Consider the following 19,537-nt stretch of genomic DNA (forward strand, 5'->3'; position numbering starts at 1 on the left):
TATTATCTTACTACGTAACTACAACATAGGTAATGAAATGAAAGAGAAAGTGTTTGAATGTAGTAATTAATAGATATTTTACACTACCAACAATTAACTACATACTACTTTTTCAATTCATTGTTTTGATTCATGCAGGGATAGAACGCTTGATAATTATTTTATTTATGAGAGTCCTCATATCATAATTTTAAAATACCCAATTGTGGGTATTGTGTGAGCAGGTTATATATACTAACTTTGCGAAATTAATATACATAGTGTTATGATTGAAAGAAAAATAAAGAGGAAGATTGCCTCTATCAGTATCTCAAAAGAGTGCCATGTTTGTATGTGGCACTCTTTTTTTTCGAATATTTTTTCATTATATTCATTATTGGAGGGGCGGGCATTTTGTCTCTTCCTATTCATATCAGCCCTTATTCCGTTGTCTTCCCATGCTCAGGAATGTATTGTACATGGTAGGATTACGGATGGGCATACAGGAGAGGCTCTTGGTCGTGTATATGTCATGACCAATAACAATATTGCAGCGATAAGTCTACCAGACGGTACTTATACTATCAGACTCCCATTAGGTAAGATTGTCAATATTGCTTTCAAATCGTTAGGGTATGAAACGAAGAATGTCATAAAAAAGGCATCAGCCCCCGATAGTATAAGACATGATGTCATCCTGTTTATATCTGAAAATCCATTGGAAGAAGTTGTTGTGACAGCTCGCAGTGAGGCGCGGAAACTGCGGGAAAGCTCGATGCCTATTTCTGTCATCTCACAGCACCAACTTCAGGGAACAGCATCGTCAGTTAATGAGGTTCTGGCACGGACGACAGGCGTAACTGTACGTAATACAGGCGGAGTTGGCAGCGCATCACGCATATCGGTACGTGGATTGGAGGGAAAGCGCATGGGACTTTTCATGGACGAATCGCCAATGGGACAGATGAGCAATTTCATAAGTCTGAACGACATTCCAACCGATATGATAGAAAGGATTGAAGTCTATAAAGGTATCGTTCCGTATAAATTCGGAGGTTCTGCACTTGGGGGAGCCGTGAATATTGTTACGAAAGAGTATCCGCCGTTTTACTTTGATGTTGCCTACGAAATAAGTTCGTTCAATACTCACAGATTGAGTACTATTCTGAAACATACCGACTCAAAGACAGGCATACAATTGGGCATAGGAGGGTATTACACTTACTCGGACAATAATTACAATATGCGTCTGATTAATCTTGATGACCGTATAGTCAGGCGAAATCATGACAAATTCAGCAATGTGCTTGTCGGGGCATCCCTGAAGGCAACAAAATGGTGGTTTGATGAGTTGAAGTATGAATTGCTGTTCTCTCGCACCCGGCAGGAGATACAGGGCATAGATATGGACATCAGGGAGGCTTTCAACCATTCCTCATCCATCATCACGGGACTTACCATGAAGCGTAAGAATTTCTTCGCAGATGGAGTGGACTTCGATTTTGATTTAGTATATAACTACGGTCGGTATGGACTAAAAGACACTGCAAAGTACCGTTATGATTGGAATGGAAAACAATACCCGGCAGTTTCCACATACGGAGGGGAACAGGGAAACTTTCCATCAGATGGACGTAATAAATCTCACGAGGTTTATGGGAAACTAAATCTTTGCTATACGCTGGACAAACATCATTCCATAAACCTGAATGCCTACGCAAACCATACCAGACTTCTACCTAAGAACGAACTGATGGATAAAGTTCTTGGATATGCCGCAAACCATCCCAGCAATATGAACAGTTTTGCCATAGGTTTCTCATATGACCTCGCACTTTTTGACAATCGTTTTCAAAGTGCCTTTACATTAAAAGACTTTTTCTTCTATTCCCGTTCAAAAGTTATGGAAAGCTACAATATAAACGAGTTGCAGACTATAAGTCTCAACAGAAACCATATAGGATGGAGTGGATCTCTGCGTTATAGACTTTCTTCTGTTTTTCTTGTAAAGGGTTCTTTTAACTCTGAGATAAGGATTCCTACAAGTGAAGAATTGTTGGGGAACGGTTTCTCTATTCTTCCTTCAACCGCATTGGAACCTGAGAGAACTACAGGCTGCAATCTTGGTTTTCTTTATCATAAAGCTCGCAAATCTGGTGGTTTTATGGAAGCGGAGATAAACGGCTTTTACAATAATCTCAGTAACATGATACGGTTTACCCAAGACCTTTTGCCCTCTATGGCAAGATACAGAAACTTCGGAAGTGTGCAGACATATGGAATAGAGGGAGAAATAAAAGGAGATGTTCTGCCGTACCTTTATGTATATGCAAACGCCACATATCAGGATTTAAGAGATACGCGTAAAAACATACCCGGGACGAATGTATCTAATCCCACCAAGAATAAACGTATTCCGAACATTCCATATATGTTGGGAAATTTTGGTATGGAATTTCACCATGAGAATCTTTTCGGTGGGAAAGGGCAGAATACGCGTATTCTGTTTGATGCTTCATACATTCACCAATATTTCTATGATTTTGAAGTAAGTGTCAATCAAAATCGCAAAATTCCCACATCATTCACAATGAATGCAGGTATAGAACATAGTTTTATGAATAACAAATGGACGATTTCCATAAAACTGAAAAACCTGACCGACAGGGAGGTTTGGTCAGAACTGAACCGTCCCTTACCAAGGCGTTCTGCCAGTTTAAAGATAAGATATTTATTAAAATAACTGTTTAATTTAAAATGTAAAATTATGAATGTCAGAAAATTATTTTCGGCAATACTACTCGTTGCCTTTTGTGTTTCATGCAACAACGATGACAATCCGTCTCCCATGCCCCCTACACCCGAAGTAGCACCTCAGTCTGTAGTCTTTGCCACGAGTATTCCCAATCCTGAAGGTAATACCGGAAGTGTATATCTGCAAGCGATACCCAATCTCAATCCTGCCAAATACGACAACAAAAACAGTATTCCGACAGGATTTGCTGCAACTCCGATAGCATTTCCTGACGGGGACATTTATTCACTGCCGGCATACAGCGGAAATACAAAGGCGGAAATGGTTCGTTACCGACTCAACACGCAGAACCGTTTTGTAAGCAAGGGTACACTTGCCCTGCCTGCTGGTTCTGGAGCATCCTGTATCGTCAAACTAAATGCACAGAAAGCGTATCTCACTTTACAGAATTTGGGACTGATATATGTGTTCAATCCTGAGACGATGAAATTGCTTAAAGAAATTAACCTCAACAAACTTAGCCATGCTGATACCAAAGTGTCTCCTGCTGCCATGATTATCCGTGACGGATATTTATATGTCGGACTTTCGCAATTTGATAGCAAATGGCAACCGCGCGAGAATAAGGTTGAGATAGCCCTGATAAATACGGCAAAGGACGAATTGGAAAAAGTTATCGTAAATGATAAACTTGGTGTAAGCGTACCTACGCGTCCGACAGATGCCAAGTCCATCTTTATGGATGAGCATCAGAACATATATATCAACTGCATATCGGGATTTGGAGCCAACACTAAGCAATATCCTGCGGGCATTATCCGCATTAAGAAAGGTACGCATGAGATAGACTCGGACTACTGCATCCGTCTTGACAAGACAAAGGTCACGGGGCTGCCCGTGAATTATGCCGATTATCTGCCTTCCGTCTTCTATGCTGGCAACGGAAAACTCTATGCCTATGCCAATGCTTACGCCCTTGACACACACAGCAAAAATCCATACACGACCTTATCAAGAGTGCCAGTTATTATTGACTTGAATGCCAAGACAATAGAAAAGATAGAGGGATTTCCGGTATCTACTCCTTTCGGCGAAGCCATCGGAAGGCACAAAGGAGTGATTGTATTCGGCAGTGCAAACAGAGACCATAACGGCTTTTACACCTATGACCCGGAGAGCAAGAAAGTAACAGGACCCGTCGTGAGTGTGGAAGGCTATCCTTCATTCTTTTACAGTTTTTCCAAAGAATAGTGTCTTTTGCGAGGGATAAATGAACGGCAGGCGCTTCTCACAATATATGAGGAGAAGTGTCTGCCGTTAATCCATTGAAGTTATGCCCATTGCTCGGAATAGATAAATCCACCATAGGTGCGTTGACTTGGTGTGATATAAAATTTCACATATGCAATAATGCTCCCTCCCATACGTTATTCTAATAAAATGACAGGATATATGCAGAAATTGAAAGACGATAAAAAGAAACTTATCCTCACAGTTGCCCATCAGGAATTTGTAAACAACGGTGTAAGAAAAACGTCCATAAAGCAAATCGCTACAAGTTCGGGCGTTGCCGTGGGAAATATTTACCATTACTTCCATAATAAGAATGAAATATATTGCGCTGTGATGCAACCAACTATAAAGGCTCTCTATAAATTTATAGAGAGATATAATGGAAAAAAGGGACTGAATATTGAATTTTATTCAGCAGAGGAATATCAGCAGCAGATGGTTGATATCCTTTTGAACTTTGTGCATAAGCATAAGAATGAACTCAGGCTCCTGCTTTTCCATTCTACAGGAACATCATTGGAGAATTTTCGAGAAACACTTATAGCAAAACAGGCGGAATACGGTGAAACTTATTTGGAAGGAATGAAAAAGAAATACCCTCACATCATTAATGGGATATCGCCCTTATTCTTGCATTTTTTATGTTCCATGTGGGTGTCCATGCTTAGTGTACTCTGTATGCAAGAGAGCCTTTTCGATGAAAAAGCAATTTCTTTCCTAAAGGAATTTATCATGTATGGAACGGCTGGTTGGAAAAGATTGATGCAGATATGATAAATTTCAATTGTGCGAATGTAATAATATCACCACTTCGCAAGAGTGATAGAGCTTTTTTTGAGAGTCTAAAAAGAAGGCAGAATACATCTTACAAAGTTTGGATAAATTAATCCCTATCGTACAGTCATCCTCCTCAAATTATGATTTATTTAACTATAGGAAGTCATAATTGATTTTTTAAATAACCCCAAATATATTCCTATTTTGAGTTATAATTCTCTTCCAGCATCCTTTCCAAATCCGAAGCCTTGTAGAGAATCTTCCCTGCAAAGTGCTTGTAAGGTATAATCTTTCTATCACGATAGTCCTGTAAGGTGCGAGGGCTGATATAGAGCCGCTCGCACACTTCCCTTCCCGTGAGGAAATGCTCACCGCCAAAGAGCGGTTTGTGTGTCTGTGCCACTTCCCTTATCCGTTTGCTTACGCCTCTGAGTGCGGACAGCAGGACCTGCATGTCGTCCGCTTCCATATTCAAGTCTTTTCCGATTTCCACTATTTTCTTTTGTCTTTAGGTTTCTCTGATTTAATTTGGAGCAACCGCTCCACGTCCTCACGCTTATAGTAGCACTTATGTGCGATTTGCGTAAACGGCAGTACCCCTGTGTCTCGGTAGTGCTGCAAAGTACGTTTGCTGATGTTCAGTAACTTGCATACCTCTCCGTTGTGCAGCCAGTCAGTGTGCTTGCACTGTTCTCCGAAAGCCTTGTGGCAGGTTTCGGCGAGGCTCAGAATCTCGTCCCTCAACCTTGCCCAATTCGAGTCCGTAATGATAAAATATCCCATAGTCTTCATACTATTTTGTTTATTAATTCTTTGTCTTGTTTTACGCCTTGTAGCACGTTTCTGCCTGCAAATTTATGGCGTGTTTGCTATGTTTCAAAGCAGCAGGGAACAGCGGGGAAACATCGGGAACTTTGAGGAAAAAGGCAAGATGATTCACCTGTAGCCATCCGCATTTAACAGCTCCTTATGCTTCCTTATTCCGTCCTCTTGTGCAAAGATATGGCTGCTCTTATCCAAATCCGACACCTTTTGTTTAAGTGGCAGCTTGTGGCTCTCTCCATTCGGACAGACACCTCCATTGGGGAAGCCTTTTTCATAGTTTCCCGTATCGAAGAAAAAGGCAGCGAACGAACGTAAAATCATACATGCCCGTCTTTTTCTTTTTCGCTTTTCCTCCCTCTGTTTTCGACTTAATCCGACACATTCTCCCTTGTTTCGGACAATTATCCGTATGAACTTTATTGCAGATGAAAGCAACATTATGCAAGCACTCTCTGATTGCTTGGAATGAGCCTGTTCTTACCTTAACTTCACTCTTGGAAACCCAAATGGGCTGATAGTGAAACCAAATGCAGATTCAAGCAAAATGGAGGATAAAAACAATACATCAAACAGGAGGAACGCTTCCTCCAAGAACAAGGAGATAGAAGCCTATCTTGGTATGCGCCATGAGTTCAGATACAACACGGTATTGGGACGAACCGAGTACCGAAACAAGGACAGTGATTACTTTTCAAAAGTTGGTCGCTATGAAATCAACACGCTCCGCAGGGAACTTGACAACGATGTGGGTATTGTTACTTCTTCCGATAATCTCTACTCCATCATCGAGAGCAGTTTCTCTCCACCTGTCAATCCCATACAGGAGTATTTCAAGGAACTTCCCCTGATGGATATGGACGAAGATTCTTCCCTTTCACCGAAAGCCATTTCTGAATTGGCTGATTGCGTTGTCGTACGCAATCCCGACAAATGGTTGCCATACCTTACCAAGTGGCTCGTGGCAGTGGTAGCCAACGCAATGGACGACCGTGAGTGCCGTAACCATACCTGCCTTGTACTGACAGGCGAGCAAGGCAAGTTCAAAACCACGTTTTTGGATTTGCTATGTCCGCCCAAACTGCACGGTTACAGCTACACAGGCAAGATATATCCGCAGGAAAAAGACACGCTCACCTATATCGGTCAGAACCTTATCGTGAACATCGATGACCAGCTCAAAGCCCTCAACAAGCGGGACGAGAACGAATTGAAGAATCTTATCACATGCCCGATGGTCAAGTACCGTATGCCGTATGACAAGTATGTGGAGGAACATCCCCACTTAGCGAGTTTCGTGGCGTCGGTGAACGGCAATGATTTTCTGACAGACCCCACAGGCAGCAGACGTTTCCTGCCCTTTGAGGTACTGTCCATCGACATCAAGAGGGCAAAGACGGTATCAATGGATGAAGTCTATGCCGAAGCGAAAACCTTGCTTGAATCAGGTTTCCGTTATTGGTTTGACGATGACGAGATAACGGAACTATACAGGCAAAGCGAGGACTTTCAAGTGCAAACCGCAGAAATGGAACTCCTGTTGCGCTGTTTTGAGAAACCGATGGAGGATAGCCACTGCTCCTATATGACTACCACCGAGATTCTGACCTATTTGGGACTATACACCCGTCAGCCCCTGTCCTTGAAACACATGGGCGAGGCTCTGAAAAGAACAGGATTCGAGAAAATGAGCAAAAGGCGGAACGGGGACAGTCCCATCTAATGTGTACAAGGTAAGGAAGATACTTCCTTGTCCACTACCGGGTAGTTGTAGTAGTCAAATGTAGTAGTATGTGCAGTGTCGTTCAAGACTACAAATAGCTGTTGGCTATCAGATGATTACAATAAAATATCGTGTAGTAAGAAGAAAGATGAAAAAAGTTTGGAGGGAAAAACTTTTAAAAAACCAAACTAGAACACTATAAAAACCATTATAATTCAACAAACTATATTAATAAGCAAATAAAATGAGAGCAAAAATTCCACCATAAGTTATTTTGTTTGATGGGTAGAAACGAATCCATCCACATAAGGTGCATCTGACTTTATTACTGCAAAAGCCTGTCTGACGAGCTTGTTTGCGACAGCAATAAGAGCTACCTTGGAAGGTTTCCCATTGGCTTTCAATCGCGCATAACACTCTTTGCAAGTAGTGTTTCCACGTAAAGCAGACCATGAAGCGACATAAAGCAATGAGCGCAGGTTAGCATCCCCATTACGGTTTATCCCACCTTTGATGTGTACGGATGTTCCTGACTGCTGGTAAGTCGGGCATATCCCGATAAAACGGGAAACCTGCTTTGCATTGTTGAAATAGGAGAATCCTCCGGTAGCCACAATCAAAGCTGTAGCCAAAGTGATGCCAATCCCTTTGATGGATGTAAGGAGCTTAACCTGCCTGTCAAACTCAGATGAAGCCAAGTCTGCAAGTTCAGATTCCAAAGACTCAATTTGGCTTACCAAAAAAGAAATAGTCTTATCCAAGGCTTTCATCCCGTTCTTGTCTTGGAACGGAAGCACCACGAGAGAGCTTTTCAGGTTCTTGCTCGCCGTAAGCTGTTTCTTCAACTGCCTGATAATCGTTTTCTTCTGCTTCAGCAGCATGACGGTTTCAGAGGGCATCTTGTAAACAGGAGGATTCATTTTCTCCCCGTACATGGCAATCATGCAGGCATCTTTGGGGTCGGTCTTGGTGACGGTCATCATCATGCGTGAAAAGTGCTTGATTTGTTTGGGATTTACCATGCTGGCAGCTATTCCTTGCCTGTCAAGCAGATAAAGGAGCAGAAAGCCGTAATTGCCGGTGGCTTCCATCACACAATGATGTTCTGTTACGGAAAGCGAGCCGATGAACTTCCTGATACCTTTTACGGTATTAGGGTAAGTTTGGGTCTGATAACCCGATACTGTCGGAAAAGCAGCTACGAAGCTGTTCTTGCCGATGTCGATTCCAATGTAAGTCATAACGTCTTTAATTTGGTTGAATACATCCTATAACCTATCGTCGCTAACACGGGATCTGAGTCCCAACGAACTATCCAGATTTCAGATGTAAAGGCATGGGGACTGAACGTTGAACCCGGCTTCATGAGCCACCAATTAATCGGTCTTTGTCCATGCCTATATCAAAGTTATAAATTATCGAATTATTAACCAACGTACAAATGTACGACCAACGTACAAATGTACGACCAATTAAATATTACAGCAATGAAAGAAGAAGATTTTTCAGCAATCAAGCGATACCCCATCGTGGCGTATCTCGAAGTGAAAGGTTTCAACCCTGTCCGCAGAACGGCAGCCTATGCGATGTACCGCTCACCGATCAGGGAGGAAACGCATCCGAGTTTTAAGGTGGACACACAGAAGAACCTTTGGATTGACTATGCAGAAGGCAGAGGCGGTAGCATCATAGACCTTTGTATGCGTTTGGAGGGCTGTACACTGTCGGAAGCCATCCGCCGTTTGGGGCAGAAATCTTCCGAAAATGTTGTGTATGAGCATTCAAGTGTCACAGCATATAAAAGGACACCGACCACAGAAATGGCAAATGGAGCAAGGAGACTGATAGAGGTATCAGACACCTTACCGCCACATTTGCAGGAGTATCTCACGAGGGAACGCTGTATCAACTTGGAAAAGGCAATGCCCTTTCTGTGTTGTATCAGCTATGAGGTCAGAGGAAAATGCCACCAAGCCATCGGCTTTGCCAATCAGTCAGGCGGATATGAACTTCGGGACAGTCACTCGTTCAAGGGAACGATAGCCCCCAAAGACATTACTCCCATATTCACGGACAGCACAGAACCGGTATGTATCTTTGAGGGGTTTATGGATTTCCTCTCCTTTCTTTCAATGAAAGAGAAAGTAACCAACCGCTGCCTTGTGATGAACTCCGCGAGCAATGTGGCAAGAGCTATACGCTATCTCTGTGAGAGGCACCTGACTTCTGTCCACACCTTTCTTGACAATGACGATGCCGGACGGAAAGCCGTACGGGAGTTTGTGCAGGCAGGGATTAATGTAGAGGATATGTCCGTGCATTACGCAAAGTTCAAAGACCTTAACGAGTTTCATGTCACTCGTTTCCGTGAGCAGAGAAAAAAGCAAAGGCAGGCAGAGCCTATAACAATAAAACCCAGACAAGTAAAACATAAAATCAGATAGAGAAATGGAAAAGAATACAATGATGAGCGACAAAGAGCTTTCATGGTTTTTGGGAAACCAAGATGATGAGGCAGACAATGAGGTTATCTCACAAACGGAAGCACAACCTGTTCAAATGGAGAAAACAACAACGGACATAGAAATGAAGAATGATAGTATTATTCATGGAAAAACAGACATCGCTTCAGGGCAATCCGAGCATACAAGGCACACAGAGAACGCAACCATTCAAAGACGTATCAGTGCTAAGATGAGAAAGGAAACACTTGGTGCCTACAAGCAAGCCTATCTTATGCCGACCAAATTGAGCAACCGTAAGGCGGTCTATCTGAGCAAGGAGACACAGGAACGTGCCGACTTCATCGTCCGCAGGTTGGGCGACAGGGGGAGCAACCTTTCAAGTTTCGTGGAGAACATCGTGCGCATTCATTTGGAAGAGTACGGTGAGGATATAGAGAAATGGAGAAAACTGTAAATCGCAGGAAAAGGACGAGGGTTTTCTTGAAAAGGGACAACCTTTCCATCCAAAACCCTCAACCCTTTCTGATGAACGTAGCAACAAACTTTTACTGAACATACTGAATGGAGGGAACGCCACGAACGCAGTTAGAAATGGAATGCACGGCATTCACTTTTCAACTACAAAACGTTTTATGCGTAAACGTCTCGTTAGCTGACATTGCAAGACGTCAGTTTGTACCCACAAACTGCGCTTGCTCCCCTCATTCGACTATCGGGGAGATTAGACTGTAATCACTCCGTTCTCATCAGTCAGCGTTCAGATTTTAAGAAACAACGAAAAGAGGACTTTTATATGGAAAGATACCATAAAGCAGTCAAGAGACTGCAACAAGACAAAGAAGAACAGAAGATGAACAAGACGGAGTTCATCAAAGTGAGATGTACTTTGGAAGAGAAAATACGAATAAGAGAAAAAGCGAAGAGTACGGGTAAGAAGTTCTCAGACTATTGCCGTGAGGCGCTCCTTGATGGAGCGGTTTTTGCAGTTCCCCAAATGACGGACAATGAGAGAGAAGCCGTCGATGTATTGAAAAGAACCGCACGATTCTTTACCCGTATTTCCAGCCTTATCAAGACAAGGAATGATGGTTGGGTAGTGATTACCCAGAGCCTTTCTTATTTGTCAAGAGAGGCATTTAAGCGATTTTTTAACCCCAAATACCGCATTCAGGGAGAAGCGTTTAAGCTCTTAGATATTATGGAAGATGATAGGAAAATGTAAGGCAATCGCTCACGGAAGCACGGCATTGGAATATATTTTCAGAGAGGGTAAATTCGGGCAAAACCTTGTTTCCAACAATCTCTGCGGAACTACACCGAAGGAGATTTACGAGGAAATGAGAATGGTCAACGACTACAACAGCAGGTGCAGGAACAAGTTCCTTCGTATCGAAATAGGAATTGCACCGAAGGATGAGTCAAGATTGAGTTTCACATCAGTCCGTAACCTTGCCTCAAACTTTGCGAGGCGCATGGGACTTGACGACCATCAATGGGTAGCGGTAACACATAAGGACACTGACAATATGCACATCCATATCATAGCTAACCGCATCAGTCTGTATGGCTCCGTCTATGACACTACCTTCGTAAGCAACAGGGCAGCAAGGGTGGCGGAGGAACTTAGCCGTAAATATGGCTTGACCATTGCAAAGGAAATCAAGGCGGAAAGGAAATATCAGAAGGCAAAAGCCAATCCTGCAAGAGAAACCGCCAAGCAACAGGTACAGAAAATCTGCCATGCGGCGTTTGAAAAGTATAGAGAGATGGGGAGGTTAGGACACTCTTTGTTCCTGTATGAACTCCATAGAAGTAGTATAGGCATAGAGCGGATGAAGAACAAGCAAGGCAAGATATATGGCTTGAAGTTCTCATATGGCGGACATACTTTCAAGGCTTCTGAAATCGGCAGGAAGTTCGGTTATCATTCTTTGCAAAAGAACTTTGATACAGACGACCTCACAGAGGGGAAGCAGCAGGCTTCGTCGCCACCTCAGGAGATGGAGAAGAAGCGTCCTTTGGATACCGACAGACCGCTTGTTTTTCTAAGCCATTCTTCTTGTACGCCATCGTCTGCCAATGATAAACTGCAAGTGCCACAAACCACTGGCTCAACAGTAGAAACTGCAATGTCCATTGCAGGGGAGGTTCTGGCGGGATTGGGGGGAATAGTTACACCTCAGGTGCATGGAGATGACTATGCCGAGATGGCATGGCAACGAAGACTCAGAAACCAAGTCAACAAAAAGAAAAAACGAGGAAGAGGGTTATAGCCCATGACCAATAGAAAAAGTGCAAAAACAAGAAGATTTCTTCAAAAACGCTTGCTGTCCAGCCGAAAAAAGAGTACCTTTGCAACAGACAGACAAGCGTTCTTTGTTTAGCAGAAAACAGCAAACTGATGTAGTTCGCTCGTTTCCAAATCGTTACCAATTCTATCTTCAACAAATGGTAACTTCCTTATTTTCAATAGGATAAAATTGCAGAATCATCTTCCGACGTAAAAACAGGACAATTAACAAGGATAATTGGTCTTTTTAAGAGGTAATTTCTTTTTAAATAATCATCCTTTATGGTTGGATATTTGTAACTTTCTTATTATCAGTAGTTTACTAAAACACTCATAACTCGCATATTTGAAAATAAAAAACATTGCCGTCCACTAAAAATCGCTAAGCGTTCTTTGAAATATTTGAAATATAGTTAGTTACAGAGATTTTCAAGGTGCGACGATTTGATTTTGTATCTTTGCAGTCCAAACAGATGACTGCATATGAACAAGCCCAAATACGTTTTCTCCCAATTGGTCGCTTTTATGGATTCAGACAAGTTTCGTCACATCGTTGATAAGTATGGCGGTAACCGCTATGTGAAGCACTTCACATGTTGGAACCAGCTCCTTACACTCATGTTTGGGCAGTTGAGCAATCGTGAGAGCATGCGAGACTTGATTGTCGCCATAGAGGCACATTACCAGAAGTGCTATCATCTCGGACTTGGCAAGCACGTGACCAGAAGTAATCTGGCTAAAGCCAATACAAATCGTGACTATCGCATCTTCGAGCAGTATGCCTACTACCTTGTGAGTAAGGCCAGGCGCAAACGGGCTGCGAATATCTTCAAACTTGACGGTAATGTCTATGCTTTCGATTCCACGACCATCTCGCTATGCCTGAATGTGTTTTGGTGGGCCAAGTTCCGCAAGCATAAGGGCGGTATCAAGATACATACCCTATATGACCTGGAGACTCAGATTCCCGCCTTCTTTCATATCACCACAGCATCAGTGCATGACTCCAAGGCGATGGGGGAAATCCCCATTGAGACTGGTGCTTACTACATCTTTGACCGTGGCTACAACAACTTCAATGAGCTCTATCGCATACATCGTGCAGAGTCGTTCTTCGTTGTCAGGGCCAAGACCAATTTGCAGTACAAGTGCATCAAGTGGAGACGCAGGCTGCCCGGGGGAATAATGACAGATGCTGAGATAGAGCTGACCATCTATGGCAGTCAGAAAGGCTATCCAGAACATCTTAGGCTTGTACGATTCTTCGATGAGGAGCAAGGCCGTGAGTTCATGTTCCTGACTAACGCAATGGAACTGACCGCACTGCAGGTTTCCGACCTCTACAAGAATCGTTGGCAGATAGAGCTTTTCTTCAAGTGGCTCAAGCAGCACCTCAAAATCAAGAAATTTTGGGGAACAACTGAGAATGCTGTCAGAATACAGATTTACTCCGCCATCTGTGCCTACTGCCTCGTTGCCATTGTGCAATATGATATGCGATTGGATAGAAGCACTTATGAGGTGCTGCAAGGCACTTACAGACACAACAAATCTCAGAGATCTCTTCGACAAAACTATATTCAAAAATGACAAGACCGAAGCGGTTCAGGTGAACCTAATTTATTTAATTTTTAAACTCGTCTATTTTTAGTGGACACTAGTGAATAAAAAAATATTTTTTCAAAATATGGGCTTATTTTAGACCATTTTGTAAACAAAATTCAGCATTGAAGCACATTCAGTTTGCTCCTGTTCTGCTCGCAGTCTGCCGATACTTATTCTGCATTTAGGCAACGGCAGCCATCCCACCGGGTATTGGTACTGAAGATTCCAAATCGAAGTGCAAAAAAGAGTAGCCCTCGCCGAGAGATGCAGACGTTCTCGAAGCGTAGCGAGAGGTTGTCTGCATCTCTCGCCGAGGAAAAAGCAACAACCGGCAATACAAATTAAAAAAGGGAGACCGAAGTCTCCCCAAGATTAACTAACTTTGTATTGTTTATGTACCATCAATTAATCTCGGAGCAAAGGTCGCAAATTTTCGCCTTACTTCAAAAGAAAACCGCAAGAAAAGAAATTGCCGCCATCGTCGGCATCAGTCAGGCAACACTCTCACGTGAAATCAAACGCAACAGCACGCCCTCGGGAAAGTATATCTGGACGAAGGCGCACGACATGGCCATGGAGCAAAGGAGGCGAACGGTGAGCAACTCCAGGCTCTCCGACGAATTGGTCTGGAGAATCAAGGAATATATCGTTAATGACCAATGGTCTCCAAGACAAATATCGGGGTATCTGCGTGTGAATGAGGGGATAAGGGTGTCCCATCAGTCCATCTACAACATCATCCACGATGACCCGACAGGGAAACTTGCCGGGCACACAAGACATCAGATGAAATACAGGCATCACCCCAAGGGTGGGCATCTTCCTGTCAAGGACAGGGTGAGCATCCATGAGAGAAGCAAGGAAGTGGACGGGAAGAGATTTGGAGACTTTGAGATGGACCTGATCGTCGACCCTGCCCAAAGGGCCATACTCACACTGGTGGAGAAATCCACCAATTATGTTGCTTATGCGGAAACTGCCATTTGGGAAGCAGTCGAAGCCTCTGGCAAAAGCAGTCAGGAGACTGCTGCTGCCATACAAGGACAGACTGAAGACCATTACCACTGACAACGGACCTGAGTTTGCCGCACATAAGGATATCACGAAATGGTTGGGCGTGCCTGTGTACTTTGCAGATCCATATTGTCCATGGCAAAAGGGAGCCATTGAGAATACAAACAAGTTAATCAGGCAATATATACCTAAAAAGGATTCCTTTGAGAACTATACGGACAAGAGGATTATGGCCATACAGAAGAAATTGAATGAAAGACCAAGGGAAAAACTAAACTTTTCCACACCAAAGTGCGAGTTCTTCAAACATGTGTTGTAATTTTGCACTTGCTGGTTGACTCTACAGGTACATATCTGTGGTTTTCGTCTTTCTTAAAATAAGTAAAAACCACGCTTGTTCAGTTTATTTACAGTAATTTTGTAGTTTAAAACAACCGGATTATAATGAATCTTACCAGCATAGTAAATAAGTTGTATTTTCAACCACGTCGCCGTGAATTGGACCGTTACGAACACGATGGAGAAGCCATTCAAGCGGAAGTTCTGAAATATCTCATAGAGCGTGCCAAGGATACGGAATACGGAAGAAATCATCTTTTTTCTACTATAAAGTCCTATGAAGACTACGCGCAGAACGTTCCCGTAAACACCTACGAGGAACTTAAGAACGATATAGACAGAATGCGCCACGGCGAGCTCAATATCCTATGGCCGGGACAGGTGAAATGGTATGCGAAGTCGTCGGGAACCACCAACGACAAGAGCAAGTTCATTCCCGTGTCGAACGAAGGATTGCAGAGCGTACACTATCAGGGCGGAAAGGACGTTGTGGCACTCTATCTTGCCAACAATCCCGACAGTCGGCTGTTCAGCGGCAAGAGCCTGATACTCGGCGGAAGCCATTCTCCCAACTACAATCTTCCGAACTCTCTCGTCGGCGATTTGAGTGCTATCCTCATAGAGAACATCAATCCTCTGGCAAACCTGAAGCGTGTGCCCTCCAAGCAGGTGGCTCTCCTGAGCGATTTCGAGGTAAAGCGCGACCGTATTGCGCAGGAAACGCTGAATGCGGACGTTACGAACATTTCCGGTGTACCGTCGTGGATGCTCAGCGTGCTCGTGCGTGTGATGGAACTTTCGGGAAAGACGCATCTCGAGGAAGTGTGGCCCAATCTGGAAGTGTTCTTCCACGGCGGCATAGCCTTCACACCCTATCGTGAGCAGTACGAGCAACTGATCACGAAGTCGTGTATGAACTATATGGAAACCTACAATGCCTCGGAAGGATTCTTCGGCATTCAGAGCGACCCTGACGACCAGAGTATGCTGCTGATGCTCGATTACGGCGTGTTCTATGAGTTCCTTCCGATGGATGAATTTGAAAGGGAAGACCCGAACATCGTTCCGCTGGGCGGCGTCGAGATAGGGAAGAACTACGCAATGCTCATCAGTACGGCGTGCGGACTGTGGCGTTATGAGATTGGCGACACGGTTCAGTTCACATCCAAAGACCCATACAAGTTCATTATCACGGGTCGCACAAAGTATTTCATCAATGCCTTCGGCGAAGAACTCATAATGGACAATGCCGAAAAGGGACTTGATGCAGCCTGCAAAGCCACGGGTGCGCAGATTCTCGACTATACGGCAGCCCCAATATTTATGGATGCCAATGCAAAGTGCCGTCATCAGTGGCTCATTGAATTTGCAAAAGAGCCTTGCAGTTTGGAGGAATTTACCGCAATTCTCGACTCGAAACTTCAGGAAATCAACTCGGACTATGAGGCTAAACGCTTCCACGACGTAACCTTGCAGCGACTGGAAATCATCCCTGCCCGCAAGAATCTTTTCAGCGACTGGCTCAAGTCAAAGGGAAAGCTCGGAGGGCAGCATAAGGTTCCCCGACTTTCCAACAGCAGAAAGAACATCGAGGAGATGCTGGCGATGAATTGAAAGCCTTTCCAAAGTCCGTTCAGAGCCTCCCCAAGCCCCTCCGAGGGAGGGGATGTGGTTGGCAAAATGAGACATAGGATTTACTTAAATTCTTTATATAAGGAAAGGAAGTAGATGGCAAGATAGATAAAATAGCCTCCCCAAGCCCTTCCAAGGGAGGGATGTGGTTGGCAAAGTAATGTGTAAAGATGAGCTTATGTTTTCAAGATTATCAAATAATATAAAGGTGTTCCTCAAACACATCCCCTCCCTCGGAGGGGCTTGGGGAGGCTTTGAAGGGACTTTTGTTTTCTTTCTTTTCCTTTTCCTCCTCTCTTCCTGTGCAAAAATGGGCGAACCCGACGGTGGATGGTACGACGAAGCACCACCGAAGATACTGGGTTCTGCGCCTGCCGACCGCTCAACGGACGTGAACAGCAAGAAGATAACCATTCTTTTCGATGAATTTATCAAGTTGGACAATCCTACGGAAAAGGTGGTCGTGTCGCCCCCGCAGCTCGAAGCACCCATAATCAAGGGACAGGGAAAGAAGATTTCCATTGAGCTGATAGACGAGCTGAAACCCAACACCACCTACACGGTGGACTTCTCGGACGCCATTTCGGACAACAACGAGAACAATCCTCTCGGAAATTACACCTATTCCTTCTCCACCGGCGACCACATCGACACGATGGAGGTAGCCGGATATGTGTTGGAAGCCGAGAATCTCGAGCCTATCAAGGGCATACTCGTGGGCTTATACAGCAACCAGTCCGACACGGCTTTCCAGAAACTGCCGATGCTCCGTGTGTCGCGCACCGACAGCCGCGGCCACTTCTCCGTCAAGGGCGTTGCAAAGGGCGATTACAGAATCTACGCCCTTCAGGATGCCGACGGCAACTATATGTTCAATCAGCCGAGCGAAAAGCTGGCGTTCACGCCCGAAGTGATTATGCCTTCGTCCAAACCCGACATCAGACAGGACACGATCTGGCGTGACTCGCTGCGCATTCAGGACATCAGGCAGACGCCCTACACGCATTTCCTCCCGGACGACGTGGTGCTCACGGCTTTCACGGAAGTGCTTACCGACCGTTATTTCCTGAAGGCCGAACGCCGTGAGGCCGACCATTTCTCGCTCTTCTTCAGCTACGGGCACGCCGACCTGCCGACAATCAAGGGGCTGAACTTCAATGCCGACGATGCCTTTATCGTGGAACCGTCGATGAATCAGGACACGATAACCTACTGGCTGCGCGACACAATGCTCGTGAATCAGGACACGCTGCAAATGGAACTCCAGTATATGGCGACCGACTCGCTCGGCAGTCTCGTGCCGCAGACCGACACGCTGGAAGTATTGTCGAAGAATCCTTACGCCAAGCGTATGAAGCAGAAACAGGAGGAATACGCCAAATGGAAGAAGCAACAGGACAAGAACAAGGAGCGCGGACGGGAATATGAAACCGAATATCCCGCAGAACTGCTCGACGTGCGCTACAATGTGGCATCGAGCATCGCACCTGATGAGAATCCCACCTTCGACATTCCCGCGCCGGTGGCCGTCTGCGACACGTCGAAGATACACCTTTACGAAAAGATAGACACCCTCTGGTATCGTGCCCAATACCAATTCGGAGCCGACCCGAGCCACCCTCGGCGATACAAGCTCGTTGCAGGCTGGAATCCGGGCAGCACATACAGCCTTGAGCTCGACTCAATGGCGTTCGTCGATGTCTACGGACGTCCTTCAAAGAAGTTCAAACAGGGCATAAAGGTGCGCGCATTGGAGGAGTTCAGCACGCTGATATTCTCCCTCCAAGGCGTGGACGGCAAGAATTGTCTGCTCCAACTGATGAACGCGAGCGACAAACCATTGAAGACCGTTGCGGCAAAGGACAACGCCGCCATATTCTATTATGTGAAACCCGGCAAGTATTATATGCGGATGATAGTGGACGACAACGACAACGGCCGATGGGACACCGGGCTTTACAGCGGGCAGCGTCAGGCAGAAGCCGTATATTACTACCCCAAGGAGATAGAATGTCAGGCCAAGCGCGAGTTCCGCGACACGTGGAATCCTCACAGCACGCCGCTTTACAGGCAGAAACCGGCCAATATAACCAAGCAGAAGGGCGACGCAAAACAGAAACAGCGCAGCAGAAACGCCGAGCGCGCAAAGAATCTGGGACTGGAATACAATCCGAAAAACGGCATAGAAGAGCATTTAAAGTAAGGCAGATGCCGCCCATTACCTTTCAACCCGAGTTCAGAACAAGCCTGAACTCGGGTTTTTCTATATGCCAAAGACTTTCCCCTGTGCGATGAAGACATTGCTTTCCCTATACCTACGCCAGTTCGGGATAGGATAAACCAAAAATCTCTCACAGAGAGCACAGACTCACAGATTAACGTCTACTCTTCCAAAAACAATCTCTGTGATTCAGTGCTCTCTGTGAGAGGTTAAAACAAAAGAAGATTGATAACTTTTCAGCACAATCTTATGTTTCTTCATCAGGGTTATCACGAACTAAGATTCGTATCTGCATTTATTTATACACCGTTCCGAGAATAGTTTCAAAGCTATGAGACAGTTGTTTCATAGCTTTGAGACAACTGTTTCATAATTATGAGACAATAGTTTCATAGCTTTGAGACAATTCTCGGAACAGTATAGCGACAAATGAAAGTACGTAGGAAATACAATCGGAATACAAGGGAAGAAACGATGCAGACCCGAGAACGCAGGGCTTGTGAGCGTTCTGTCCGTCGGTCTGTTCCCTTGTTTCCCGCTCTCTCACGGGGCTTTCTCCCAACTCCTTTGCTTCTTTTCCCAATCTCCGACAGGAAAACAGCATCGCCCGTGCGATGTATTT

General features: G+C 44.7%; 14 protein-coding genes and 2 pseudogenes. 12 read left to right on the forward strand and 4 right to left on the reverse strand.

The features are described from left to right. Positions 1-331 precede the first annotated feature (331 nt). From P150_RS0107050 to P150_RS0107060, 3 genes are all read left to right on the forward strand, one after another. The gene (locus tag P150_RS0107050) at positions 332-2,722 is read left to right on the forward strand and encodes a TonB-dependent receptor domain-containing protein (protein ID WP_081819353.1); all 2,391 of its coding nucleotides are present in this window, start codon (positions 332-334) and stop codon (positions 2,720-2,722) included. A 24-nt stretch (positions 2,723-2,746) separates the two neighbouring features. Beyond that, complete coding sequence (locus P150_RS0107055) at positions 2,747-3,985, forward strand: hypothetical protein (protein WP_036932117.1); 1,239 nt, start codon at positions 2,747-2,749, stop codon at positions 3,983-3,985. A gap of 189 nt (positions 3,986-4,174) precedes the next feature. After that, positions 4,175-4,801 (forward strand): TetR/AcrR family transcriptional regulator, encoded by a 627-nt coding sequence (locus P150_RS0107060; RefSeq protein ID WP_051617584.1) that lies wholly within the window; start codon positions 4,175-4,177, stop codon positions 4,799-4,801. 202 nt (positions 4,802-5,003) lie between these two features. On the opposite strand, the gene P150_RS0107065 is transcribed toward P150_RS0107060, so the two are convergent. From P150_RS0107065 to P150_RS17555, 3 genes are all read right to left on the reverse strand, one after another. Next, entirely contained in the window at positions 5,004-5,297 is a 294-nt protein-coding gene (locus P150_RS0107065; RefSeq protein ID WP_028897071.1) for a helix-turn-helix domain-containing protein, read from the reverse strand. Beyond that, on the reverse strand, positions 5,297-5,587 hold the full coding sequence (locus P150_RS0107070) for a helix-turn-helix domain-containing protein (RefSeq protein WP_028897072.1): 291 nt from the start codon (positions 5,585-5,587) through the stop codon (positions 5,297-5,299). The genes P150_RS0107065 and P150_RS0107070 overlap by 1 nt, the downstream gene beginning before the upstream one ends. Before the next feature lie 153 nt (positions 5,588-5,740). Then, a complete protein-coding gene (locus P150_RS17555) occupies positions 5,741-5,950 on the reverse strand; it encodes a hypothetical protein (protein ID WP_155952964.1) in 210 nt (69 codons plus the stop codon). 196 nt (positions 5,951-6,146) lie between these two features. Between P150_RS17555 and P150_RS16155 the strand changes: the two are divergent. Beyond that, positions 6,147-7,413, forward strand: a pseudogene (locus P150_RS16155) (VapE domain-containing protein). 205 nt (positions 7,414-7,618) lie between these two features. Here P150_RS16155 and P150_RS0107090 read toward each other — a convergent pair. Further along, positions 7,619-8,590: an IS110 family transposase gene (locus P150_RS0107090; RefSeq protein WP_028897074.1), complete on the reverse strand. Its 972-nt coding sequence runs from the start codon at positions 8,588-8,590 to the stop codon at positions 7,619-7,621. Between the two features lie 246 nt (positions 8,591-8,836). On the opposite strand from P150_RS0107090, the gene P150_RS0107095 reads away from it, so the two are divergent. The 8 genes and pseudogenes from P150_RS0107095 (at position 8,837) to P150_RS16165 (ending at position 18,897) form a co-directional block, all read left to right on the forward strand. Beyond that, complete coding sequence (locus P150_RS0107095; RefSeq protein WP_028897075.1) at positions 8,837-9,793, forward strand: toprim domain-containing protein; 957 nt, start codon at positions 8,837-8,839, stop codon at positions 9,791-9,793. 4 nt (positions 9,794-9,797) lie between these two features. After that, positions 9,798-10,268 carry a DUF3408 domain-containing protein gene (locus tag P150_RS0107100; RefSeq protein ID WP_028897076.1) on the forward strand — a complete coding sequence of 157 codons (471 nt, stop codon included), beginning with the start codon at positions 9,798-9,800 and terminating at the stop codon, positions 10,266-10,268. A gap of 339 nt (positions 10,269-10,607) precedes the next feature. After that, the gene (locus P150_RS0107105) at positions 10,608-11,036 is read left to right on the forward strand and encodes a hypothetical protein (RefSeq protein ID WP_028897077.1); all 429 of its coding nucleotides are present in this window, start codon (positions 10,608-10,610) and stop codon (positions 11,034-11,036) included. After that, entirely contained in the window at positions 11,020-12,087 is a 1,068-nt protein-coding gene (locus P150_RS0107110; protein WP_028897078.1) for a relaxase/mobilization nuclease domain-containing protein, read from the forward strand. The genes P150_RS0107105 and P150_RS0107110 overlap by 17 nt, the downstream gene beginning before the upstream one ends. Before the next feature lie 500 nt (positions 12,088-12,587). Further along, entirely contained in the window at positions 12,588-13,694 is a 1,107-nt protein-coding gene (locus tag P150_RS16160; protein ID WP_231477584.1) for an IS4 family transposase, read from the forward strand. A 408-nt stretch (positions 13,695-14,102) separates the two neighbouring features. Next, positions 14,103-15,042, forward strand: a pseudogene (locus P150_RS0107120) (IS30 family transposase). 125 nt (positions 15,043-15,167) lie between these two features. Next, positions 15,168-16,676 (forward strand): GH3 auxin-responsive promoter family protein, encoded by a 1,509-nt coding sequence (locus tag P150_RS0107130; RefSeq protein ID WP_028897081.1) that lies wholly within the window; start codon positions 15,168-15,170, stop codon positions 16,674-16,676. Positions 16,677-16,872: 196 nt separating this feature from the next. Continuing rightward, positions 16,873-18,897: an Ig-like domain-containing protein gene (locus P150_RS16165; protein WP_081819299.1), complete on the forward strand. Its 2,025-nt coding sequence runs from the start codon at positions 16,873-16,875 to the stop codon at positions 18,895-18,897. The last annotated feature ends 640 nt before the right edge of the window (positions 18,898-19,537 follow it).

Source organism: Prevotella sp. HUN102 (assembly GCF_000688375.1).
In the GTDB taxonomy this organism is placed as follows: domain Bacteria; phylum Bacteroidota; class Bacteroidia; order Bacteroidales; family Bacteroidaceae; genus Prevotella.